Source organism: Mesotoga sp. BH458_6_3_2_1 (assembly GCF_003664995.1).
GTDB lineage: Bacteria > Thermotogota > Thermotogae > Petrotogales > Kosmotogaceae > Mesotoga.
Map to the genome: position 1 here is coordinate 561,949 of NZ_JFHL01000002.1, position 23,260 is coordinate 585,208.

20 protein-coding genes, 2 tRNA genes and 1 other annotated feature are annotated in these 23,260 nt (G+C 45.9%); of the genes, 21 read left to right on the forward strand and 1 reads right to left on the reverse strand.

From position 1 onward, the window contains the following. From ligA to Y697_RS03135, 21 genes are all read left to right on the forward strand, one after another. The gene (ligA, locus tag Y697_RS03035; protein ID WP_121550205.1) at positions 1–1,998 is read left to right on the forward strand and encodes an NAD-dependent DNA ligase LigA; all 1,998 of its coding nucleotides are present in this window, start codon (positions 1–3) and stop codon (positions 1,996–1,998) included. Then, positions 1,995–3,122 (forward strand): cysteine desulfurase family protein, encoded by a 1,128-nt coding sequence (locus tag Y697_RS03040; protein ID WP_259462280.1) that lies wholly within the window; start codon positions 1,995–1,997, stop codon positions 3,120–3,122. The genes ligA and Y697_RS03040 overlap by 4 nt, the downstream gene beginning before the upstream one ends. Before the next feature lie 57 nt (positions 3,123–3,179). Then, the gene (locus Y697_RS03045; RefSeq protein ID WP_121550206.1) at positions 3,180–4,052 is read left to right on the forward strand and encodes a YicC/YloC family endoribonuclease; all 873 of its coding nucleotides are present in this window, start codon (positions 3,180–3,182) and stop codon (positions 4,050–4,052) included. A 12-nt stretch (positions 4,053–4,064) separates the two neighbouring features. Further along, complete coding sequence (locus tag Y697_RS03050) at positions 4,065–4,364, forward strand: DUF370 domain-containing protein (protein WP_014730503.1); 300 nt, start codon at positions 4,065–4,067, stop codon at positions 4,362–4,364. Next, the gene (gene gmk / locus Y697_RS03055) at positions 4,361–4,978 is read left to right on the forward strand and encodes a guanylate kinase (RefSeq protein WP_121550207.1); all 618 of its coding nucleotides are present in this window, start codon (positions 4,361–4,363) and stop codon (positions 4,976–4,978) included. Before Y697_RS03050 ends, gmk begins: the two co-directional genes overlap by 4 nt. Then, the gene (locus Y697_RS03060) at positions 4,975–5,208 is read left to right on the forward strand and encodes a DNA-directed RNA polymerase subunit omega (protein ID WP_121550208.1); all 234 of its coding nucleotides are present in this window, start codon (positions 4,975–4,977) and stop codon (positions 5,206–5,208) included. The genes gmk and Y697_RS03060 overlap by 4 nt, the downstream gene beginning before the upstream one ends. Positions 5,209–5,303: 95 nt before the next feature. After that, positions 5,304–5,379 (forward strand) — tRNA-Thr (locus Y697_RS03065). 15 nt (positions 5,380–5,394) lie between these two features. Continuing rightward, a tRNA-Tyr gene (locus tag Y697_RS03070) sits at positions 5,395–5,481 on the forward strand. Positions 5,482–5,510: 29 nt separating this feature from the next. Beyond that, positions 5,511–5,678 (forward strand): 50S ribosomal protein L33, encoded by a 168-nt coding sequence (rpmG, locus tag Y697_RS03075; RefSeq protein WP_014730505.1) that lies wholly within the window; start codon positions 5,511–5,513, stop codon positions 5,676–5,678. 35 nt (positions 5,679–5,713) lie between these two features. Beyond that, entirely contained in the window at positions 5,714–5,920 is a 207-nt protein-coding gene (gene secE / locus Y697_RS03080) for a preprotein translocase subunit SecE (protein ID WP_121550209.1), read from the forward strand. 25 nt (positions 5,921–5,945) lie between these two features. Beyond that, complete coding sequence (nusG, locus tag Y697_RS03085) at positions 5,946–7,013, forward strand: transcription termination/antitermination protein NusG (RefSeq protein WP_121550210.1); 1,068 nt, start codon at positions 5,946–5,948, stop codon at positions 7,011–7,013. A gap of 53 nt (positions 7,014–7,066) precedes the next feature. Next, entirely contained in the window at positions 7,067–7,492 is a 426-nt protein-coding gene (gene rplK / locus Y697_RS03090; RefSeq protein WP_121550211.1) for a 50S ribosomal protein L11, read from the forward strand. Positions 7,493–7,504: 12 nt separating this feature from the next. Beyond that, entirely contained in the window at positions 7,505–8,203 is a 699-nt protein-coding gene (gene rplA / locus Y697_RS03095; protein WP_121550212.1) for a 50S ribosomal protein L1, read from the forward strand. A gap of 11 nt (positions 8,204–8,214) precedes the next feature. Next, positions 8,215–8,334, forward strand: a sequence feature (ribosomal protein L10 leader region). Positions 8,335–8,342: 8 nt separating this feature from the next. Further along, positions 8,343–8,885 carry a 50S ribosomal protein L10 gene (rplJ, locus tag Y697_RS03100; RefSeq protein WP_121550213.1) on the forward strand — a complete coding sequence of 181 codons (543 nt, stop codon included), beginning with the start codon at positions 8,343–8,345 and terminating at the stop codon, positions 8,883–8,885. A gap of 21 nt (positions 8,886–8,906) precedes the next feature. Then, positions 8,907–9,293 (forward strand): 50S ribosomal protein L7/L12, encoded by a 387-nt coding sequence (gene rplL, locus Y697_RS03105; protein WP_121550214.1) that lies wholly within the window; start codon positions 8,907–8,909, stop codon positions 9,291–9,293. A gap of 105 nt (positions 9,294–9,398) precedes the next feature. Beyond that, the gene (locus tag Y697_RS03110; RefSeq protein ID WP_121550215.1) at positions 9,399–12,923 is read left to right on the forward strand and encodes a DNA-directed RNA polymerase subunit beta; all 3,525 of its coding nucleotides are present in this window, start codon (positions 9,399–9,401) and stop codon (positions 12,921–12,923) included. 40 nt (positions 12,924–12,963) lie between these two features. Then, complete coding sequence (locus tag Y697_RS03115) at positions 12,964–17,658, forward strand: DNA-directed RNA polymerase subunit beta' (RefSeq protein WP_121550216.1); 4,695 nt, start codon at positions 12,964–12,966, stop codon at positions 17,656–17,658. Positions 17,659–17,733: 75 nt separating this feature from the next. Beyond that, positions 17,734–19,278 carry an ABC transporter ATP-binding protein gene (locus Y697_RS03120; protein WP_259462281.1) on the forward strand — a complete coding sequence of 515 codons (1,545 nt, stop codon included), beginning with the start codon at positions 17,734–17,736 and terminating at the stop codon, positions 19,276–19,278. After that, on the forward strand, positions 19,275–20,309 hold the full coding sequence (locus Y697_RS03125; RefSeq protein ID WP_259462282.1) for an ABC transporter permease: 1,035 nt from the start codon (positions 19,275–19,277) through the stop codon (positions 20,307–20,309). Before Y697_RS03120 ends, Y697_RS03125 begins: the two co-directional genes overlap by 4 nt. Then, entirely contained in the window at positions 20,302–21,189 is an 888-nt protein-coding gene (locus Y697_RS03130) for an ABC transporter permease (protein ID WP_121550218.1), read from the forward strand. The genes Y697_RS03125 and Y697_RS03130 overlap by 8 nt, the downstream gene beginning before the upstream one ends. A 38-nt stretch (positions 21,190–21,227) precedes the next feature. Further along, positions 21,228–22,736, forward strand: coding sequence for a carboxypeptidase M32 (locus Y697_RS03135; protein ID WP_259462283.1), 1,509 nt, complete (start codon positions 21,228–21,230; stop codon positions 22,734–22,736). Between the two features lie 3 nt (positions 22,737–22,739). Here Y697_RS03135 and Y697_RS03140 read toward each other — a convergent pair whose 3' ends face one another. Then, the gene (locus Y697_RS03140; RefSeq protein WP_121550220.1) at positions 22,740–23,195 is read right to left on the reverse strand and encodes a DNA polymerase IV (family X)-like protein; all 456 of its coding nucleotides are present in this window, start codon (positions 23,193–23,195) and stop codon (positions 22,740–22,742) included. Positions 23,196–23,260 lie beyond the last annotated feature (65 nt).

A 23,260-nucleotide genomic window follows, 5' to 3' on the forward strand; every position in this document is an offset into this window, starting at 1 on the left:
GTGATTCCATTTGAAGAGGCAAAGAAGAGAATCAAAGAGCTGAGAAAAGAGATTGATCACCATGCTCATAAATACTACGTTCTCGATGATCCGGAGATATCTGATGTTGAATACGATCGTCTAATGGAGGAGCTTACTGAACTAGAAGATAAATACCCTGAGCTGAAGACTCCCGATTCACCAACAGTACGAGTTGGTTTGAGGCCAATTGATTCCTTCAAAGAGGTAGTTCATGAGTACAGACTGTTCTCCCTGGACAACACTTACTCGGCGGAGGAGGTAACGCAGTTCGACAAAAGGATCAGAGAGACACTAAACATCAATTTGGTACAGTATGTCTGTGAACTCAAAATCGATGGACTTTCTATCTCTTTGAAGTACGAAGATGGTTTGTTTCTGAGAGGAGCAACGAGAGGAAACGGTTTCGTCGGAGAAGACGTTACCGAGAATATCAAAGCTATCAAATCTATTCCCCTCAGACTGAGAGAAAACCTTTCGATAGAAGTGAGGGGTGAGGTGTATTTACCAAAGGATGTCTTCAACGAGCTCAACAAGATTCGTGCAGAGAGTGATCTTCAGTTGTTTGCAAATCCTCGAAACGCTGCCGCAGGAACACTCAGGCAGCTCGACCCCAGGGAAGTATCCAAACGAAAGCTGAGTGCGTTTTTCTACCAGATTGTTGAACCTGAAAGGTATGGACTTAAAAGCCAAAGCGAACAGCTTGGTTTTCTAAAGACAATCGGGCTGAAAGTTGAGCCAAATTACGAGGTAGCAGACGGTAAAGAAGACGTGATCAAATTCTGGAAAAAGTGGTCCGGATTGAAAACCAGTTTGAATTATGCGGTTGACGGAACGGTCGTGAAAGTAGAAGACTTTCACTCGCAGCAAGAGCTGGGTTACACTACGAAGGCACCTAGATGGGCCATAGCCTTTAAGTTCCCGGCCGAGCAGGCTACGACGAAGCTTACGGGTGTGACTCTGGGAGTAGGAAGGCTAGGCACAATAACGCCTGTAGCCGAACTCGACCCGGTTCAGCTGGCCGGGACCACCGTTAAAAGAGCAAGTATGCATAATTTCGACTTCGTCCGTGAAAAGGATATAAGAATCTTTGATACAGTCGTTGTAGAAAAGGCGGGCGAAATCATTCCGCAGATAGTGAGAAGTATCTCCGATAAGAGAACTGGCGAGGAGCAACGAATCGATCCTCCTTCGCAATGCCCGGTTTGCGGCGGACAGGTTGGGAAAGAGAGAGAGGAAGACGTGGCGCTGAAATGTCTGAATCCCGCCTGCCCCGCGAAGCTTAGCAGAAGGATACAGTTTTTCTGTTCCAGAGATGGAATGGACATTGAGGGACTGGGAGAAAAACTTGTGGGGCGGATCGTTGAAGCCGGTCTTGTGAAGAGGCCTTCCGATCTCTACAAGCTAAGTGAAGGTGATCTTCTCGAACTGGGAGAGGGAATTGGTGAAAAGACGGCAGCTAAACTTATCGAAGCTATCGAGAAGAGCAGGAAGAATCCTCTTTTCAAGCTCATCACTGGACTCGGAATTCCAGGCGTGGGTTCGAAGCTTGCAAGAGACCTTTCAAACTACTTCGGGAGTCTTCAGGCAGTAATCTCTGCAAGTGAGAAGGAATTGAAGGAAGTCTCCGGTATCGGTGAACAGCTGGCTTCAGACATAAGAAACTACTTGAATGCATCAGGTGTAAGGGAAGAGATTGAGGAACTCATGAATTATGTGAATACACAAGAGGAAAGCGTGGGCGGAGTCAAACCTCTAAGAGGATTGAAGTTTGTGGTCACCGGAACACTTCCCAGCTATTCCAGAAAGGAAATACAGGAAAAGATAATGGAACTTGGGGGAGAGCTTGTTTCGAGTGTTTCGAAGAATACCGATTACATTCTTGTGGGAGAGAATCCCGGTTCAAAAGAGGGAAAGGCCCGTTCGCTCGGAATAAAGATAATTGGTGAAAGGGAGTTCGAGGAGATGGTTAAGTCTTGATCCGCTATTTCGACAACAATGCCACTACCCAGATGGAAGGAGAACTTGCCGCACTGATGGCAAGTTTGTGCGAGGAAGAATATGCAAATCCTAACTCCATGCATTCTTTTGGCGTGAAGCAAGCTCGTCGCCTTGAAGAAGCCAGGGAGAGAGTGGCCCGCTGTCTCTCGGTCGATCCCAGAGAGATATTCTTTACTTCATGTGCGACTGAGGCGATAAACTGGATTCTCAGGTCCGGCATTTTCTTCAGGGGCAAGAGGAAGAAGATTGTTACAACTTCAATTGAACATAAGGCAGTTTTGAATACGCTTAGAGATCTGAAGACGGTCTCGAACATTGAGTATCGCGCGGTTTCACCGGAAAACGATGGCATTGTGAGCGTCGATAAGCTCCTCAATGAGGTTGATGATGAGACCTTTCTTGTCTCCGTTATGGCTGCAAACAACGTAACTGGTGCAATTCAGCCCTATGAGGAGATTGGTAGGACATTGAGAGAAAGAGGAGTTCTCTACCATATAGATGCAGTCCAGACGATAGGCAAAATTCCCTTCGATCTACAGAAGGGCTTCTGTGACTATGCTTCATTCTCTGCCCATAAGTTTCATGGTCCGAAGGGAGTCGGAATAGCATTCGTAAAACGAAGATCGCCAATTAGGCCCTTGATTACTGGTGGAGGACAGGAGAGGGGTATGCGTGCGGGAACTCAGAACGTACCGGGTGCTCTGGTGACTTCGATAGCAATGCAGAGAGCGATCGAAGATATGGAGACTTCATCCAGGAGACTTAGATATCTCCAGAAAGAGATTGTTGAGAGCGTTAAGGCTCTTGGCGGAGCTGTGAATACTCCAGAGGATTCAATCTCTAACACAGTTAATGCATCTTTTGCAGGTATTAGGTCGGAGGTTCTGGTTAACGCTCTCTCTGAAGAAGGTGTATATTTGGGGACTTCTTCGGCGTGTTCTTCCAGAAGCGATGGAGGTCAGTACGTTCTTGATGAAATGGGAGTTGATCCTTCACTTGCCTCTTGCTCTATCAGAATAAGCATGTCAAGATTCACCACGGAGGAAGATGTGGCGATTCTAATAGAAAAACTGAAGAAAACAGTTCCTCTTTTGAAATTTTAGCCACAAACGGTTATAATTGACTGTAATTAGATTTAACCGCCTTTGAGGTGATAATAGTTGCTCAGAAGTATGACCGGATATGCGAGGGCCGAAAGGACGCTTCGTGGAGTAAATGCTTTTGTAGAGTTGAAAACGGTGAATTCGAAGTACTTGAACGTTGATGTCAATATCGGGGATGCTTTCTCTGAGCTTGAAATGAATGTCAACAGGTTATTAAAGGAAAATCTCAAGCGTGGAACTGTAAAGGCCAGGATTGATATTTCTCTGGTGGACAGTGATGACCTTCTTCAACCTGATTTTGGTATAGCCTCCTCAATCTACAATTCTCTCAGATCGATAAGAGATCGTTACGGACTTGCCGGAGAAGTCTCAGTAGATTCAATGGCCAGATTCAAGGAGATATTCAAGAGCAGACCATCTGAGGACCTTGGGGAGAAGATATGGAATGTAGTGGAAGGGCTGCTGATTGAAGCTGTGCATCGACTGAACATTGACAGGGAAAGGGAAGGACAGAACATGTCTCTCGCTTTGAACGAGTATCTCGATAGACTCGAGACCATTGCGGAAGAGCTCCAGATCAATTCTGAGGAAATGGTTCTGTACTATCGAGATTTCCTGAAGAAGAAACTAGAGCAGATTACCGACAGCCAGCTCGATGAAAATAGACTGGAACAGGAAGTAGCGCTTCTAGCGGAAAAGGCAGATATTTCGGAGGAAATAGTCAGACTGGTTTCGCACATCGAATCCTTTAGAGGTGTTATGCAATCTGACAGAGAGAGTGGTGTACAGCTTGATTTCATTTGTCAGGAGTTGCACCGCGAACTGTCAACAATTGCATCGAAATCGAAAAAACTGGTGATTACTAACCTCTCTGTCGAGGGAAGAACGCTGGTAAATAAACTCAGGGAACAAGTTCAGAACATAGAGTAGGAGGTGTTTCATTTGTACGGACTCATTAACGTCGGGTTCGGAAATGTTATTATCGGTGATCGAGTTATTGCAATTGTTAATCCCGAATCCGCTCCGCTGAAAAGGTTGAAGGAAGTGGCCAAGGACGAAGGAAAGCTAATCGATGCCACTTATGGCAGAAAGACGAGAGCAATAGTTATCACTGACAGTAACCATATTATCCTATCTGCAATTCAGCCTGAGACTATCGCCTCTAGATTCATGCAGACATTCAGCGACATTGAGAAGCTCCTGGAAGATATCAGGGTATCTGGACAGAATTTTGAAGAATGAAAGGTATAGTCTTTGTGATGAGTGGTCCTTCGGGGGCCGGAAAGACCTCGATACTCAAAGAAGTACTTAAGTGCAATAAGAATCTTGATTTCTCCGTGTCCTATGCCACAAGAGAGAGACGTCCGGCTGAGATTGATGGTAAAGACTACATATTCGTTACCGAAGCTGAATTCGGCAAACTCTTGGAAGAGAATGAATTTCTTGAATGGGCAAAGGTTCATGGGAACTATTATGGAACATCGAAAAATCAAGTGAAAAAGAGCGTGGACTCCGGTACAGACATACTGCTAGACGTGGATATTCAGGGAGCGATGTCAGTAATGAAAGCATTGAAGGACGCAGTTTATATCTTTGTTGCTCCACCATCTTACGGAGAGCTGATTCGACGCCTCGAGTCCAGGGGAACGGAAAATATTGAATCGCTGAGAATGAGGTTGGAAGATGCGAAGTGGGAATTGGAACAGGTAAAGCACTTTCAGTATCTTGTTGTTAACGATAACTTAAACCACTCGGTAAGTCAATTTGAGGCGATCATTACCGCCGAAAGGCTGCGAGTTGATAGAATTGTGAATGAAAAGGGAGAAAGATTCCTGTTTGAGGAGAATACTAGATGATTATCAATTATGATTTGCTTTTGAAGAGAATTAGACACAAGTATGCAATTCCGGTGGCTGCCGCCAAGAGAGCCGAAGATCTAGAGGATTTTGGACGTCCGAAACTGGATCCAGCGACAGTTAAGGCGGCCGGCGATAAGATCACGGTTGCTTTGAAGGAGTTGGAAGAGGGTTACATCAGGATTAGAAATGAAGAGATGCTGATGATTCTGGTCCCGAAAGTGAAGTAACGGTTTTTGCTTCCCTGAACTCAGATGAGGAAATTTCTTAATTTGCCTTGTTGACAGGGATAAGGTCATTAGATATAATAAGTATCGTGCGTCGGGCCAACGTAGCTCAATCGGAAGAGCGGCTGATTTGTAATCAGCAGGTTGGGGGTTCAAGTCCCTTCGTTGGCTCCAAGGTTAACTATCGGTGGTAAGGTGCCCGAGTGGTCAAAGGGGGCGGACTGTAAATCCGCTGGCGGAACGCCTTCGGTGGTTCAAACCCACCCCTTACCACCATTAATTTTGCTACTGTTGAGGTGCATGCAATGGCAAAGAAAACAAAGGGAAATAAGGTTCTTGTAACTTTGAAGTGTTCGGAATGCGGTACGAGAAACTATTACAGATTCAAGAACCGCCAGAAGAAGTATAAGCTTGACTCGAGTAAGTACTGCCCGAAGTGCAGAAAGCATACCGAGCACAAAGAATCCAAGTAAGGTTGAGTCGTCTCAACTGAGTCAGGAGGAATCCCATGGCCAAGGCAAAGTTTTGGAAGTTTCTTTCCGAAGTAAAGAGTGAAGTTAAGAAGGTGACGTGGCCTAACAGGGAGCAGATGATCTCGTCTACTGGAGCAGTACTCGTCATTCTAATTGCAGCGGGAGCGTTTCTTGCGCTTCTCGATGTTATCTTTACGAATGCAATTGGGTCGCTTTTGAATTTCTTGACAGGCGCTGTTTAATGCTGTTATGCGTTGGTGATTAGTTGTGCGGAAAAGATGGTTCATAATTCAAACTTATTCAGGCCTGGAAAACTCTATCAAAGAGGCAATTCAGATCAAGATAGAGTCTTTCGGTTTTTCGCACATGTTTGGAAAGATTCTTGTTCCAGAGGAAACTAAGCTAGACAGAACTAACGTTGCCGCGGAAAAGTATATCGTTCCTGCCAACGCAAAGCTTCTAGTTAAGGACAATCAAGACGTAGCCAAAGGAGATCCTGTAGCTGAAGAAGTAGAAATCAAGGTTAAGAATGATGGTACAGTCGCAGAAATCAAGAACTACAGAGTAATCTTCATTGAGACTGCTGACAGACGCTATACCAAAACCTATTACATTCCCGAAAGTGCAAAGATTGAGACAGGCATTAAGACTGGAGCCAGGATTAGGCAGGGAATGCCTCTTGCAAAGCAGGGGGAATATTTCTGTGAACTGGACGGAAAGATTGTCTATACACAGAAGATGAAGCGAATCGTTGTTGAAAAGGAAAACGGCGATGAAGACGTATATCTGGTACATCCGGATAGTTATGATTCAAGGACTGCGAAGAAAGGGAATCTCGTAAAGCGCGGACAGCTGTTTGGTGAGACAAGAAAGATTTTCTCTAAAACCGAAGGAAGAGTGGAAATCTCAGATCTTCCGGGAAGGAAAGAGATAAAGATTTTCAAGATCATCAGAACCAGGCTGTATCCCGGTTATGTCTTCATCGAAATGATAATGAACGAAGAGACGTGGAATGTTGTCAAGAATACTCCGAATGTTGTCAACTTCGTTTCGGTAGGTGGTCAGCCTGTACAGCTCAAGGAGAAAGAGATAAAGGCCTTGTTGAGGTTGGTAGGAATTGAAGAGTATGAAGAACATTCAGGCGGTCCAGTCAAGATAGAAGTTGACTTTGAGATCGGCGAGGTCGTAAGAATTAATACAGGTCCATTTGAAGACTTTATTGGAAAGGTGACAGGTCTAGATCCTGAAAGACAGGAATTGAAAGTCGTAGTTAGTATCTTTGGAAGAGAGACACCAGTTATCCTCAGTTTGTCTGAGGTTGAGAAAATAGTCTGATCTACGGAAAAGTGGGAGGGCTAAGCCCGTTAACCACAAGGAGGTAAGAAAATATGTCTAAGAAGGTCATTGCCCAAATCAAGCTACAGCTTGAAGCGGGAAAGGCAACGCCAGCGCCTCCAGTAGGACCGGCTCTCGGTCAGCACGGAGTGAATATCATGGGGTTCTGCAAGCAGTTCAATGCAGAGACTTCTGACAAAGCCGGTATGGTGTTGCCGGTAGTTATTTCGGTATATGCAGACAGATCCTTCAGCTTCATCCTCAAAACTCCGCCCGCCAGCTTCCTGTTGCTTAAAGCTGCCGGAATCCAGAAGGGCTCCGGAGTTCCTAATCGTGACAAGGTTGGCAAGGTTACCAGGGCACAACTAGAGGAAATCGCGAAAGTCAAAATGCCCGATCTCAATGCCAGAACAGTCGATGCCGCTGCGAAGATCATTGCTGGAACTGCTCGCAACATGGGCATCGAAATCGTAGGTTGAGGAGGGGTCTGAATGCCAGTTAGATCAAAGAGATACATTCAAGCTAGGAAGTCCGTCGACAGAGTCAGGGTCTACTCTGTAGAAGAGTCTATAGACCTGCTAAAGAGTTTTCCACCAACCAAGTTTGATGAGACGGTTGAGATGCACATAAAACTGGGCATCGATCCTTCAAAGTCTGATCAGCAGGTTAGAGGAACAATTTCCCTTCCTCATGGAACTGGAAAGGATGTACGGGTTCTGGTGTTTGCCAAAGGAGAGCAGGCAGATGTTGCCAGACAGGCAGGAGCGGACTTTGTGGGCTCGGACGATCTTGTTCAGCAGATTCAAGGCGGCTGGACAGGTTTTGATGTCGCAATCGCTACTCCTGATATGATGAGAGATATAGGTAGACTCGGTAAGGTTCTTGGGCCGCGCGGCCTGATGCCGTCTCCTAAGGCCGGAACTGTGACTACCGATGTCGAAGATGCAGTTAAGGGATTCAAAGCTGGAAGAATCGAAGTCAAGAACGATAAGACAGGGAATCTTCATCTGCCTGTCGGAAAGAAGTCGTTTGAAAGTGAGAATCTGCGTGAGAACTTCGTCTCGGCTCTCAATCAGATTACGAGAATGAAGCCATCTGGTTCAAAAGGTAGATTCGTTCAGAGAGTCTTCCTTACAACGACGATGGGTGCTGGAATAAAGGTAGATTTCGTTAAAGAGACAGAGAAGTAGTCAAGTAAGAATAAGATATAGATTCGTTGCCAGAGACAGTAGGTAATTAAGAGCGTAAGCCGCCTACCGAGGTATGTAGAAGATCTAGCCTTCTGCGGCCTCGATTATGGGGCCGCTTTTCTGAAAGGAGGTGCGAGAAGTGCTAACCAGAGAAAGAAAAGAAGAAATCGTTGAGAGTCTATCAGAGGCCTACAAGAAGTCTTCACTAATACTCTTCGCGGACTATAAGGGTATGAAGGTCGCTGGAATAACTACTTTCAGAGACAGACTTTATGAAAAGTACGAAGACAGGGCCCAGTTCACGATAAAGAAGAACACGCTGGTCAGGCTTGCTCTAAACAATGCCGGTTTTGACGAAAGCGAATGGAAAGACTCAATTACCGGTACGACGGCAGTGCTGACTGTGGATGATGAGGATCCGATCTCAGCGCTGAAGATAATCACTGATTTCAACAAGAACAACAGGACATTGCCAGTTATAAAAGCCGGATTTCTTGAAGGGAAATACTTTACCGGGGACCAGTCCGCAGAACTTGCAAAACTGCCTTCGAGAGATCAATTGATTGCTATGGTTGTCGGCGGATTTGCTGCTCCGATAACCGGTCTTGTCTATACTCTGAACGGAGTGCTAACGAAGTTCCTGTATGCTCTAAATGCAATTAAGGATAAAAAAGCTGAATGATTCATGTGGAGGTGTGGTAAGATGACTAAGGAAGAACTAATAGGTGCAATAAAAGAAATGACAGTAGCAGAGCTTTCTGAACTTGTGAAGGCCTTAGAAGAGGAATTCGGTGTCAGCGCGGCAGCTCCTATGGCTGTAGCAGCGGCGCCTGCAGCAGGCGGTGCAGCAGCCGAGGAAGAAGAAGAGCAGTCTGAATTCAAGGTTGTTTTGAAGTCTTTCGGAGCGAAGAAGATCGATGTCATTAAGGTCGTAAGAACTATAACCGGACTCGGACTAAAGGAAGCCAAGGATCTAGTTGAAAAGGCTGGCACACCGGAGGGCGTCGTCAAAGAGACCCTTCCGAAAGCGGAGGCAGAAGAACTGAAGAAGCAGCTTGAAGAAGCTGGCGCCGAAGTCGAACTGAAGTAATTGGGCAATTGTCTGGTTACATATTTTCTGTATAATAAAGACACCCACATCAGGGAAATCCTCTGATGTGGGTTTGGTGTGCTAAAACATACGAGAGGTGATCTGATGAGAAAGGCCAATTTTGGCAAACGAGAGCGGTGGGTATTTGGAAGAGTGTATGAACCTCTTGAAATCCCGAATCTCATTGAGATCCAGACTCGTTCCTTCGAGTGGTTCATAGATGAAGGTCTTCTGAGTGTTCTGAAGAAGTATTCCCCCATCAAGTCGCAGATCCAGCGTTCGGATCTCAAGAAGGGCGAGAAAGGCTTCTCTCTGGATTTTGTATCGACCAGAATAGGCGAGGCGAAACACTCCATTCAGGAGTGCAAAGACAAAGGCCTCACGTATTCGGTTCCGCTTTATGTGACTGTAAGAATCACCGACCTTTATACCGGAGAGATCAAGGAGGAAGAGGCCTTTTTTGGATACTTGCCTTACATGACTGATAACGCCTCCTTCATAATCAACGGAGCGGAAAGAGTAATAGTCAATCAGCTCGTTAGATCTCCAGGTGTCTATTTTGTTGATGAACCTACGAAGGCGGTATCGGGTTCTCTTCCCATTTATGTTGCGCATTTTCTGCCTGTAAAAGGAGCCTGGTTCGAGATTCTCCTTAATCCAAACAAGCAGATAATGCAGGCTAGAATCGACAGAAGAAGAAAACTCAATTTCTTTGTCTTTCTTAAGGCTCTGGGCTACGAGAACGATCTCGATTTGCTCAGACTTTTCGAAAGTGGATACGATGGGTCAGACGAAGATGAATTGCTCGCAAATGTTGGAAGCATTATTCTTGAAGATATCAAGACTCCGGGCGGAGATCTTATAGCAGAAAAGGGAACGTTACTGACTGAAGATATTATCGCAAGAGTGATCGAGGCAGACGTGAAGACCATAAAGCTGCCGCTTCCCATTGCAATGAAGACTTTTATTGCCTTGCAGAAGACATATGGAGAAGGAATGACCGAAGATGATGCTTATATTGAACTTTTCAGAAAGCTCAGACCCGGTGAGATTCCTCGAATAAATGCTGCGAAGAGCTACATAACCAATCTATACTTCAGTCCCGACCGTTTTGACTTTTCCGATGTCGGGAGATACAAGGTAAACAGCCGGCTTAAGAAGGTCTATCAAGACTATCTGAAGGAGTTTGAAGGAAGGAAAGTCTCAAAGGACACTGATTATGCGGAAGAGTCCAGTGTTCTTACGGTTCTTGATGTGGTCCTTGCGGCAAGACATCTAACAGAAATTGAAAGCCGTCCGGAACTTCTAGATACGAAGGATCACCTTGGAAACAAACGAGTAAGAACGGTAGGCGAACTCATGGAAACTGAATTTGAGAAGGCATTCATCAAAATACATAAGCTCCTCGAAGAGAAACTAACCATCTATACTTCCTTTGACAAAATTGCAGTGCAGAGTCTAGTAAATGTAAGAACACTGATGACCACGCTGCATCAATTCTTTGCGACTAGTCAGCTTTCTCAGTTCATGGACCAGGTAAATCCGCTTGCAGAGTTAACGAACAAAAGGAGACTGTCTGCCATTGGACCGGGTGGTTTGAAGAGAGAACACGCAAGATTCGAGGTTCGTGACGTTCACCATTCTCACTACGGTAGAATGTGTCCCATAGAGACCCCTGAAGGCGCCAATATTGGACTGATGACTTCAATGGCTACCTTTGCGAAGATAGACAAGTTCGGGTTTCTACTGACTCCTTACAGAAAGGTTCAGAAGGGAGTAGCTAGTGACGATATAGTATATCTTGCCGCAGATGAAGAAGAGCGTTACAACATAGCTCACTCTACTATCGCTATGGACGGAAACGGTCGTATTCTTGATGAAAACGTCGAAATCCGTTATGCAGGTGAGGTAAGGTATGTCAATAGGGAAGACGTTGACTACATGTCGGTTTCTCCCAAACAGATAGTATCAATCTCGACCTCTTTGATACCATTTCTGGAAAACGACGATGCCAACAGAGCATTAATGGGATCAAACATGCAAAGACAGGCCGTACCCGTTATAAAATCCGAAGCTCCAATTGTTGGAACCGGTGTCGAAGGTGTTGCTGCCAGAGATTCAGGATATGTTGTGCTTGCAAAGCACAGGGGCAAGGTAATCAGTGTTGACGGCCGAAGAATAATCGTGCAGAGGCTTGATGATAAAGGTAAGCCTGAACTTGATGAAAAAGGAAAGTCAGTCGAAGATGTTTATACTCTGTTCAAGTTCGTGAGGACAAACCAGGACACCGCGGTAAACCAGAGACCGATAGTATCAGTTGGTGAGGAAGTAGAAAAAGGAGCTCCGATCGCGGACGGTCCCTCAACGGAAATGGGAGAGCTTGCCCTTGGGAAGAACGTGCTGGTAGCTTTCATGCCCTGGGAAGGGTACAACTTCGAAGATGCAATATTAGTCAACCAGGAACTTCTAGAAGATGACACTTTCACGACTATCCACGTTGAGATGTATGAGACGATCGCTAGGGATACTCAGCTAGGTCCGGAAGAGATCACGGCCGATATTCCTAACGTGTCGAAGGAATCGCTCAAAAATCTTGACGAGAGCGGAATAGTCAGAGTAGGTGCTTATGTTACTTCACAAGACATTCTTGTTGGAAAGGTTACACCCAAAGGCGAATCCGAGACAACTCCTGAAGAGAAGATAATCAGGTCTGTTTTCGGAGATAGGGGAAGAGATGTGAAGGATTCATCGCTGAAGCTTCCTCATGGCGTTGAGGGAAGAGTAATCGATGTCAAGGTCTTCGAAAAGGAAGAAGTATCTGAGCTTGGATCTGGCATCAACAAGCTTGTCAAAGTATTCGTCGGAATCAGAAAGCCTTTGGATGTTGGTGACAAGCTTGCTGGAAGGCACGGTAACAAAGGCGTTGTTTCGAATATTATACCGAAGGAAGACATGCCTTTTCTTCCTGACGGTACTCCAATCCAACTTGTGCTTTCTCCTCTAGGCGTTCCGTCGAGAATGAACGTTGGGCAGGTACTTGAGACACATCTTGGATGGCTGGGAAAGCTTACAAATCGCTATTTTGCGACCCCCATCTTTGATGGAGCCACGGAAGAAGAAATCATGACAGAGCTTTATGAGGCCAGGAAAGAGTTTGGTCTCGAAGACGGAGATAGTCAAGAGCTGAAGACCGGCAAAGTGACCTTGAGAGATGGACGCACCGGTGGTCCTTTTGACTTCCCGATTGTTGTGGGAATAATGTACATGCTTAAACTCGTTCATATAGCAAAGGATAAGATTCATGCAAGATCCACAGGTCCTTACTCGCTCATTCATCAGCAGCCTCTCGGCGGAAAGGCTCACTTTGGTGGCCAGAGATTTGGAGAGATGGAAGTTTGGGCGCTCGAAGCCTATGGAGCGGCGCACACTTTGAATGAGATGCTGACGATAAAATCTGATGACATCAAAGGAAGGAACGATGTCTATAAGGCAATACTGAAGGGAATTAACATACCAGAACCAGGTATACCGGAGAGTTTCAAGGTTCTGATAAAAGAGCTTCAGGGACTCTCTCTCGACGTTAAGGTTTTTGATCAGAATAATGTCGAGCTGGATGTGGATAAATTATGAGAATCAATAGAAGGGAGCTACCCCTCAAGGAGGGAAGCAGATGCCAGTAAGCACATACAAGAGAAAGGTCAGTAAGCTGGAAATCGATATTGCCTCACCGGACAGAATCAAGGGCTGGTCAAGCGGGGAAGTGAAGAAGCCCGAGACGATCAATTATCGTACGTTCAAACCGGAAAGAGACGGACTTTTCTGTGAGAAGATCTTCGGACCGACCAAAGATTACGAGTGTACATGCGGCAAGTACAAGGGAAAGAAGTACGAGGGAACCGTATGTGAGCGCTGTGGTGTGCGTGTCGAATCTAAAGAAGCTCGCAGAAGAAGGATGGGTCACATCGAACTGGCCGCTCCTGTCACACACGTTTGGTATTTGAAGAGCGCGCCAAGTGTTCTGTCATCACTACTCAACATTCCTGCGAAAGATCTCGAGAACATAATCTACTACGGATCGAAGAGAGTCATTGAAAGACTGTATGTAGTTACCGATCCGAAGGAGACGGATTTCTTTCCAGGAATGACGATGTACCAGACTGAATATGAGATCTACACGAAGAAGCTCGGCTTCGAAGTGGAGCAGGGCTACAAGGTGAAGGCACCTCACGGACCGGTTACAACAGACATTGACGGTAAAGTCACTATCGAGAGAATCGATAGCAGTACCGAGAGAGAACTTAACTGGGTAATCGTCAAGGATGAGACTGGGATAGAGAAGAAGTACCCGGTTTTCGAAGGTGCCCTTATATATGTTCAGAACGAAGACGAGGTTCATAAGGGTGACACCCTTGCCGACAGATTCCTCTTCGAGGATGAAGTTCTTTCCGCTACAGAGTATAAGATCTTTGACGAATACTATCCAGGAAAATTCGAAGTTGAGACAGATACCGAAAGCGACAGGCCGATAGTTATAATAACGGAAATTGATCCCGAAGTATCCGAAGAGACGGGCAGGATTGTCGGAGAAGTCTTGATAGAAAATGAGTACGAGGCTTACAAAGAACTCTATCCTGGAAAGGTAACCTGTGATTACGGAGCGGCCGCAATTAAGAAGCTGCTGCATGGAATGGATCTGGAAGAACTACAGGTTGCCATTGAACTGGAACTGAAGTCTATTCCGAAGAGCAGTGCGAGGGCTCTTAAACTTCTTAGAAGGTTGAAGTACGTAAAGGACTTCATTGCCTCTGACAACAGGCCGGAATGGATGGTTATGGACGTAGTGCCGGTAATCCCTCCGGACCTGCGGCCTATGATTCAAATAGAAGGTGGAAGATTTGCAACAACGGATCTGAACGACCTTTACAGGAGAGTAATAAACAGGAATAATCGGCTCGCGAAACTCCTTCAGATCGGAGCTCCCGACATAATAATCAGAAATGAAAAGAGGATGCTTCAGGAGGCTGTTGACTCCCTCATATACAACGGGAGAGTTGGAAAGGCCGTATCAGACAAATCTGGCAGGCCCTTGAAGTCTCTTACAGACCTGGTAAAGGGCAAGAAGGGGAGATTCAGAAGAAATCTGCTTGGAAAGCGAGTAGATTACTCAGGTAGAGCAGTTATCGTCGTTGGACCCGATCTGAAGATTCATGAATGCGGAATCCCTAAGAGAGTAGCTATGGAGCTATTCAAGCCGTTTGTTCTCTCTAGGCTTCTTCACGGAAGTGAATCGAGCAAGACAGCGAGAAAGCTCAAGAAAACGATAATAGAGAAGGAAATGCCCGAGGCCTGGGAAGTCCTCGAAGATGTGATCAAGGGACATCCGGTTCTCCTCAATAGAGCACCGACGCTTCACAGGATATCCATTCAGGCTTTCATACCCAGGTTGGTAGAAGGAAACGCGATTCAGCTTCATCCGCTTGTCTGTGCACCATTCAACGCAGACTTTGACGGTGACCAGATGGCTGTACACGTTCCCTTATCCGCAGCTGCCCAGGCAGAGGCAAAGTTCCTCATGCTCAGCAGATACAACGTGATTTCCCCTGCGAGCGGGAAGCCTATTTCGATGCCCGGTAAGGACATAATCGTTGGTGTTTACTATCTTACGACCGTTGACCACGAGTATGAGAAGAAGGAAAAAGAAGTCATGGATTACTACTCGACCCTCCTCAAAGATGAGAAGATTTCCGATGTTGAAGCGAGGAGAATGGTCAGGGAAAAGGCTCTTGAATGGGTCGATTGGAAGTTCTCTTCTCCAGGAGAAGCGCTTCTTGCTTACGACATGGAATATATATCACTTCACGATCCTATTCTTGTTCAGCTGGATTCCTCATCCGGCGAGCTCACACTGACAACGGTAGGAAGGATAATATTCAACACAATAGTCCCAGAAAAGCTCAAAGACCACATGAAGAAGTTCAACAAGAAAGCTATAAAAAAGTTGATCTACGACTGCTTCCATGAATACGGAATCGATAGGACGGCAGATCTTCTGGACGATATGATGTCTCTTGGTTTCCACTATGCAACTGCTTCGGGCCTGACAATATCGATAAATGATATCGTTGTTTATCCGCAGAAGGACAAGGTTATCGATGCCGCTCAGGAAAGGGTAGACCAGATCGAGAACCTGTATAAGTCGGGATTCTTGACTGAAGATGGTAGAACACAGGAGATAATTAGAATCTGGTCCGATACGACTCAGGAGATAATGGAAAAGACGTACACGGAGTTCGAAAAGTATCCGTTCAATCCAATTTACATGATGGTCGATTCCGGAGCTAGAGGTAACATAGACCAGCTGAAGCAACTCGCTGGTATGCGAGGTTTGATGGCCGATCCATCGGGGAAGACGATCGAAGTACCGATAAAATCAAATTTCAGAGATGGACTAACGGAGCTTGAGTTCTTCACATCTACCCATGGTGCAAGAAAGGGTTCGGCCGATACGGCTCTTCGAACGTCGTTCGCCGGTTACCTCACCAGAAGGCTAGTCGATGTCTCCCAGACAATAACCGTAACTACACCAAACTGCGGCACTCATGAAGGTATCGAGGCCGTTGAACTGATGGCTGACGGTGTAACAATTGAGAAGCTCGAGGAGTTCCTTTTTGGGAGGGTTCTTGCGTCCGATGTTATCAACCCTCTGACAGGGAAGGTCTTGAAAAACGAGAAGACTGGAAAGGAATACTTCCGCGATACGATGATTAGAGATGAAGACGCCGCATTCCTTTCAAACTACAGAGCCAGTGTTGAAGTTGCCCGCGAAGAGATTTTGAGTATTCCAAAGGTGACAAGACTCATAAACTATACCGAACTGGACGAGAGTATCACTCTCAATGACAAGGAATACAAAGTAGGCACCCATATCGGGAGCGATCTTCTTCACCAGCTAAAGAATTCCGAAGTTGAGGAAGTGAAGGTGATTACCTTCCCATGCGTGGGTCAGATCTTTGCAGGCGATCCCGTAAAGAATGGCAGTAAAGAAATGCTTGTGAAGTATCAGGAGAAGATAGACGAGCTTACGGCGAAGAAGCTGCAGAAAAACGAAATCGACAAAGTCTACGTTCGACCGACAATAAAGGTCAGATCTGTACTAACTTGCGAATCCGATAGCGGAGTCTGCGCAATGTGTTACGGAATGGATCTTTCAAATCACGAGATTGTCAACGTCGGAGAATCCGTTGGTGTAGTCGCCGCCCAATCGATCGGTGAACCAGGCACACAGCTGACGATGAGGACGTTCCACACTGGAGGTATAGCCACCGGACAGGACATAACCAGAGGTCTTCCAAGGGCAGAAGAACTGTTCGAGGCCCGAAAGAAACTCAAGGATCCTGAAGCGCTCTTTATTGAGAAAGGTGATAGTGGTTTCGTGAAGGATCTCGTTTCTGACGACAAGGGAAGAAGAAAGGTTTACATTGAAACTAAGACCGGAGGTATCAGTGAATACGATCTCTCCTCTAGCATCAAACCCAAGATCGAGATCGGTGACAAGGTCACTGAAGGACAGGCAATAACAACGGGAACCGTAAGGCCAAGGAAACTGATGGAAAAGCTAGGTCTGGTTCAAACAGCACTTTATCTTCTCACCGAGATCAAACGCGTCTATGCAGAACAGGGTGTTGAGATTCACGATAAGCACTTTGAGCTGATAATCAGACAGATGCTTTCTAAAGTTGAAGTCACGGATCCTGGAGACACCGACTTCTTGCCGGGAGACCTTCTTGACATTGTCGAAATCAGAAAAATAAACAAGACAATAGATGAAGCAAACAGCAGAGTTGGAGAGAACAGAGAGTATGTAATCGATAAGAGATTGGCAAGGAGAGTCCTTGGCGAAGATGAAGATGGAAAGATACAGAAGATTGCGGCTGAGGGCGAACCAATAAGTGAAGAGCTTCTTGAGAAGATTCTCAAAGTCGGTATAAAGCAAATACTGATATATGACGTCGATGAGGACCATTATCAGAAGCTTGTTGATGACTTCAATCCCGATACGGTAATTCCCGAGAAGAAGATCCAGATAATGCCGAAGGATCCGATAAAGTTCAAGCGAAAGCTTCTCCGAATTACCAAGGCCTCTCTTGAGAGTGAAGGCTGGTTGTCGGCCGCTTCGTTCCAGCAGACGCCACAGATCCTTACCGAAGCATCTGTTGCAGGGAAGTCAGACTTCCTGCTCGGACTGAAAGAAAACGTAATCGTAGGCCAGTTAATACCCGCAGGAACTGGTCTTGATATGTATGCCAATCTGCAAGTTGAAGAGGCTGCCATACCCTCACAGTTTAAGGAAGAGGAGCTAGCCTGATCTAAGCGCGGAACTGTTAGCAATGGCGGAAAGCGTGCTGCGCTTTCCGCTTTTCTTTTGGAATGGTAACATTATATGGGACAGATACTCTATCATCTGGGGGCAAAGTTGTCGAAGCCGGTTTTGGAAATAACGGATCTTAAGAAGACGTACAGTATAAGCGGAACGAGAGCCCTTGACGGAGCGACTCTCGCTTTTTACTCAGGAGAGATCGCCTCTCTTCTTGGAGAAAATGGAGCGGGCAAGACTACGCTTATGAAAGCCATTGTTGGAATTGAAAAGCCGGACAGTGGTTCAATGCTATTACAAGGTGAGAAGTACATCCCTTTGGGCCCCTATTCCGCGTTGGAGAAGGGTATAGGAATGGTCCCTCAGAGCCTGAAAGTGATTTCTCAGCTAACCGTATTTGAGAATTTGTTGCTGGGGTTCAGAAGTAATTGGCCAGGAAGGACAATTAAGCACTTCAAAGAAAAAATCGAAGAGGTTATGCAGCGTTATCGCCTTCAGCTCCCCTTAGATATGAAGGTTGAACTGCTATCAACGGGACAGCGGCAAAAGCTGGAAGTGCTGAGAATACTCCAGAATTCTCCGGGGATAATCATTTTCGATGAACCTACAACTCTTATCTCTGAAACCGATAAAGGTGAGCTTTTCGAGACTTTCAGAAGGTTTAAGGCCGAAGGAAAGACAGTTTTGTTTATCACTCACAAGCTGTACGAAGCCTACTCTGTTTCAGATCGAATATACGTTATTCGGTCGGGAGTAATCATTGGCCGCTACAAAAGAGATGAGACTTCGGTAGAGGAGCTTCACGATCTAGTTTCTGGAGAAGAGACTCGTCCAGATAGGGTTCAACTGTCGTCTGCCGGAGAAGTAGTTTTACGAGTCGAGGAACTGGGTATCGAAGGTTCTGTAGAGGGGGAAGAAGCTGTAAAGGAAACATCCTTCGAAGTGAGAAGAGGCGAGCTTCTCGCGATTTCGGGTGTACCCGGAAATGGTCAGGAAGAGCTCCTGGAGGGAATATTCGGGATGAGAAAGATTCTTTCGGGAAGGGTTCTTCTCGATGGAAAGGATGTTACCAACGTTCCTCCCCGCAATCTCAGAAAGCTGGGGTTGGCAGCTTTACCTTCGGACAGAGACGGCGCGGCAAGCTGTAAAAACGCAACAATAAAGGATAATCTCGTCATCCACAAAGTCGCTGACGGCGGATGGATTGTTGATGATAGGGGGCTAGACGCCTTTGCCAGAAGTCTTCTAAGCGATTATGGCGTTTTGTATGGCAGTATCTTCGATCCTGCCTCCTCTCTATCTGGAGGTAATCTCCAGAAGCTGCTGCTTTCAAGAGAGATCAGTTCTGAACCCAGGGCCCTCCTGCTGGGAGAACCCTCTAGAGGTCTGGATGTTAAGCATCTTCACATACTGCGCACAGTTTTGGCAAGGATAAAAGAAGAGATGGCGGTTGTCGTTTTTACGGCAGATCTTGAAGAAGCCCTGAAAGTTGGTGACAGGATCATAGTCATGTCTGAAGGAAGGATCGTCTTTAATGCCGTCAATAGACCAGGATTGAGTAAACATATGATCGGTAAACTCATACTGAAGGCAACGGGAGAGAGGCAGTGACTAGACGATCTGCGATGAATGGAAGATCATTTCTTGTCATGGCGCTTGCTTTGGCTGCCGGTCTCGTATTAGTGTTTCTTATGAGTGAAGAGCCCTTTAATGCAACTAGAGCGTTCTTTCTATCCCCCTTTTCGAATCGCTTCTATTTCGGCAATCTTCTTGCCTACTCAATCCCGCTAATGCTTACTGGACTGGCTGCATCTATAGCCTTCACCTCCTCATGCTTCAATCTCGGAATGGAAGGGCAGGTATATCTTGGAGCTCTAGGCGGAACGGCAGCAGGTATTCTTCTTGCCGGAAAAGTATCTGGGGCTTTAGGAATCTTCACGATGATTATTGTCAGCTTTCTTTTCGGCGCGACAGCTGCAGGTATCTCTGCGTTGCTAAAGACCCGGTTAGGTGTGAATGAGCTGATCTCTTCGCTCTTACTGAGTAATGGACTGGTGATTATAGTTGATTACTTCATTGAGGGTCCTCTCAATGATCGTCCTTCCGGCCTTGCAGCTACGGTTACTCTGCCCGATGAGTTCAGATTCGGAGGATTGATGTCGCCTTCGTATCTCCATTCAGGAATCATCTTTTCCATCACTGCAGCTGTAATTCTCTGGTTTTTCTTATTCAGAACGAGAGAGGGATTCAAAATGAGAATCACTGGAAAAAATCGGAGGTTCGCCTATTATTCTGGTGTCGATACAAAGAAAGTTATTTTCTGGTCGCTCTTCCTCAGTGGAGGACTCGCATCTACTGCAGGAATCATTGATGTCATAGGTATCCACGGCAGAGTGATGAGGGGTTTTTCGAGTGGGTATGGCTGGAATGGAATTGCGATTGCCCTTATTGCAAGAAATCATCCGCTGATGGTGGTTCCTGCTGCTCTGTTCTTCGCATATCTGGAAAGCGGAGCGCAAATCGCTTCTCTTGAGGCGAATGTTACGCCTGAAGTTGCCAAGATCGTTCAGGCCGTTATCTTTTTTCTGGTGACGGCGGAAGCTCTAATCCCTAGAGCTTTCTGGAGAAAAAGGTATGTTTGAAGCGATAATTCGAGATACAGTGAAGAACTCCACGCCGATTATTCTTGCGGCCACTGGTGGCCTGCTTACAGAAGTTTCTGGCTGGCTGAACATCGGCTTAGAAGGTAGTATTCTTTCCGGTGCTTTCTTTGCTGTTGTTGTCTCATCGGCAACGAGGAGCATACTTCTGGGTACTTTGGCTTCCGTTCTTGTATCGGTGATTCTTTCAACGATTGTCTTTTTAACCGTAAAATTTCTGAAGGCAAATCTTTACGTTGTTGGGATAGCTGTGAATCTCCTATCGATGGGCCTAACCGTTGCGTTGACAGATTTATGGTTCAAGAGCAAAGGTACCGTAGTCTTCAGCAATTCACCAAGGCCAGGGGTTATTTCAATCGATTCTCTCAATAATACATCACTTGGTTGGCTGAATGGACTTGGCCTATTTGATCTAGTTGCCATCGTTACTCCATTCCTCTTTGCTTACATCTTCAAGAAGACGGTTTTCGGTGTGAAGCTAAGAGCTTGTGGGTATGATGATGAAAGTGCTTTCTACAGCGGCGTGAAGGTCAATCAGATTAGATTCGTGGCTTACATTGGGAGCGGGGTCTTTGCGGGACTTGCTGGCTCTGCGCTGTCTCTACCGCTTGGAGCTTTCGTTTCGAATATGTCTGGTGGAAGAGGTTGGCTGGCACTTGTGGCAGTCATCATGGGAAGGAAGAAGCCGACGCTAGTATTTTTATCGGCAATTATGCTGGGCTTTGTCACCGAGCTATCTATCTTTCTACAGGTTGCTACGGAAGTCTCTCCGAAGTTGTTACTTTCGCTACCTTACTTCGTTTCTTTCGCAATTCTTGCACTTTCTCACAGTGGAAACAGCAAGAAAAGGCTTCTGGATTAGGAAAGCAAATGCGTGATATAATTCATCGAATTGGAGGTGTGACTTTGAAACTTATAGATCAGCTTAAGTCTAAATACTCCGAGATCTCTTATCTTCATAGCGCTGCAGCCCTCATGGCATGGGACATGAGAACATGCATTCCCTTGAAGGGGGCAGAGATGAGGGCGGAGGCTCTTGGATATATTTCGACTCTCGCATTCAGAAAGTCGGTTTCTGAAGAAGTAGGAGCTTTGCTTGGCCAGCTCAATGAGAACAAAGTCCAGGAGGAACTGACTGAAGACGAGAAGGCAATGGTTAGGGTGGCATCGAAGTCCTATAAGAGAGCAAGGGCAATTCCCCCTGAGCTTCATCAGAAGTACTCAGTCCTAACATCGAATAGTGAAAAAGTGTGGGAAAAAGCTCGGAAAGAAAATGATTTCAACAGTTTGGAGCCATATCTGGAGGAAATCGTCGAACTGTCCAGGGAAATGGCCCGATTGTACGGATTTGAGGATAATCCGTACGATGCCCTTCTCGAAGGCTTTGAAGAAGGTATGACAGCCAGAAAACTGCGGAAAATTATTGAGCCGTTGAAATCGGATCTCATACCTTTTATAAAGAAGATTGTGGAGGAGGGCGAATTAGCCGATGCCTCTCTTCTTGAGGGGAGATTCAACAGAAGAGCTCAGGAGAAACTGAGTAGAAAGGTTCTCAAACTAATAGGTTACGACTTCGATGCCGGCAGGCTTGACGAAACGGTCCATCCCTTCACAATAGGTATAGGGGTAAACGATGTCAGGGTAACGACTAAATACACATCATGCGAATTCACCCCTTCTCTTTTTGGATCGATCCATGAGGGGGGTCATGCGATCTATGAGCAGGGGTTGCCTATTTCACTCAAAGAGACACCTCTTTACGGTGCGTGCTCTCTAGGTATTCACGAATCTCAATCGAGAATGATGGAGAACATGGTCGGTAGAAGCAGGGAATTTCTGTCGTTCTTCTATCCACAGATACAGAAGGCTTATCCATCGAATTTCAAGAACGTTCCACTGGATGAATTTTATAGATCAGTAAATAACGTAAAGCCGTCTCTAATTAGAATAGAGGCCGATGAAGTAACATACAACCTTCATATCATGATTAGGTTTGAGCTTGAAGAAGCTCTTATCAAAGGAGACCTTCGAGTTTCGGATCTCCCGAAGGCTTGGAATGCAAAGATGAAAGAGTATCTCGGAATTGTGCCTGATACTGACAGCGACGGAGTGCTCCAGGATATCCACTGGCCATCCGGAATGATCGGGTATTTCCCATCGTATATGTTGGGAAACCTATATGCTGCACAGATGTATTCGAAAGCAAGGCAGGAGATTCCAGGCCTTGACAAGAGGATAGAAATGGGAGATGTCTTGTCTCTTGTCGACTGGTTAAGAAAGAACATTCATAGCATGGGAAGGCGGTACGAGCCCGAGAAACTTCTGAAAGCAGCCACCGGAAAAGAGCTGGATCCCTCATATTTCCTGAAATATGTCAAGGAGAAGTACTCTAACATATACCAGATATAGTCGTCATCCAGTTTGATCTTCCAGAAGAATGGCCTCGATTTTGGAGAGTCTGTCTTGAGAGAGTTTCAGACTCTCCTTTCTATTTGCCAGGAAGTTTACGATTTCTAATGGCTTTTCAAGACCCATGTCCTTCCATATGAAGGAAATTACCTCGGGGTCGATAAGATCGTGAAAAGCAAGCAAATAGACAGCAGATGGCATCATGTTCTTCAATTCCGAAGTCTTCTTCATTTCGCCACTCTCCAAAAACTCGAGGGCCTTCTCTTTTACAGCCTTCCCTATGCCCTTGATCGATGAAATGCCAGCAACATCGTCACTTGTAAGCCGACCCGAAGGTAAATTAGATCTGATGACTCTTGCTGCAAATTCATAGGTTCTTGCCTTGAATGGATTGTCCCTGATGACCTTGAGAAGCCTTGAGAGCAAGTCAAACTGCATTGCCAGTTCCTCTTTTCTCACCGGTATCACCTCTCAGTGTATTTTACACCGTTGAGAGGCGGCAAAGAAATCAAATACTATGAATT

Bases quoted from the DNA above. Each gene is read 5' to 3' on its own strand.
- gmk (WP_121550207.1), top strand. From the start codon at position 4,361: ATGAAAGGTATAGTCTTTGTGATGAGTGGTCCTTCGGGGGCCGGAAAG.
- Y697_RS03060 (WP_121550208.1), top strand. From the start codon at position 4,975: ATGATTATCAATTATGATTTGCTTTTGAAGAGAATTAGACACAAGTAT.
- rpmG (WP_014730505.1), top strand. From the start codon at position 5,511: ATGGCAAAGAAAACAAAGGGAAATAAGGTTCTTGTAACTTTGAAGTGT.
- secE (WP_121550209.1), top strand. From the start codon at position 5,714: ATGGCCAAGGCAAAGTTTTGGAAGTTTCTTTCCGAAGTAAAGAGTGAA.
- rplK (WP_121550211.1), top strand. From the start codon at position 7,067: ATGTCTAAGAAGGTCATTGCCCAAATCAAGCTACAGCTTGAAGCGGGA.
- rplA (WP_121550212.1), top strand. From the start codon at position 7,505: ATGCCAGTTAGATCAAAGAGATACATTCAAGCTAGGAAGTCCGTCGAC.
- rplL (WP_121550214.1), top strand. From the start codon at position 8,907: ATGACTAAGGAAGAACTAATAGGTGCAATAAAAGAAATGACAGTAGCA.
- Y697_RS03110 (WP_121550215.1), top strand. From the start codon at position 9,399: ATGAGAAAGGCCAATTTTGGCAAACGAGAGCGGTGGGTATTTGGAAGA.
- Y697_RS03115 (WP_121550216.1), top strand. From the start codon at position 12,964: ATGCCAGTAAGCACATACAAGAGAAAGGTCAGTAAGCTGGAAATCGAT.
- Y697_RS03120 (WP_259462281.1), top strand. From the start codon at position 17,734: ATGGGACAGATACTCTATCATCTGGGGGCAAAGTTGTCGAAGCCGGTT.
- Y697_RS03130 (WP_121550218.1), top strand. From the start codon at position 20,302: ATGTTTGAAGCGATAATTCGAGATACAGTGAAGAACTCCACGCCGATT.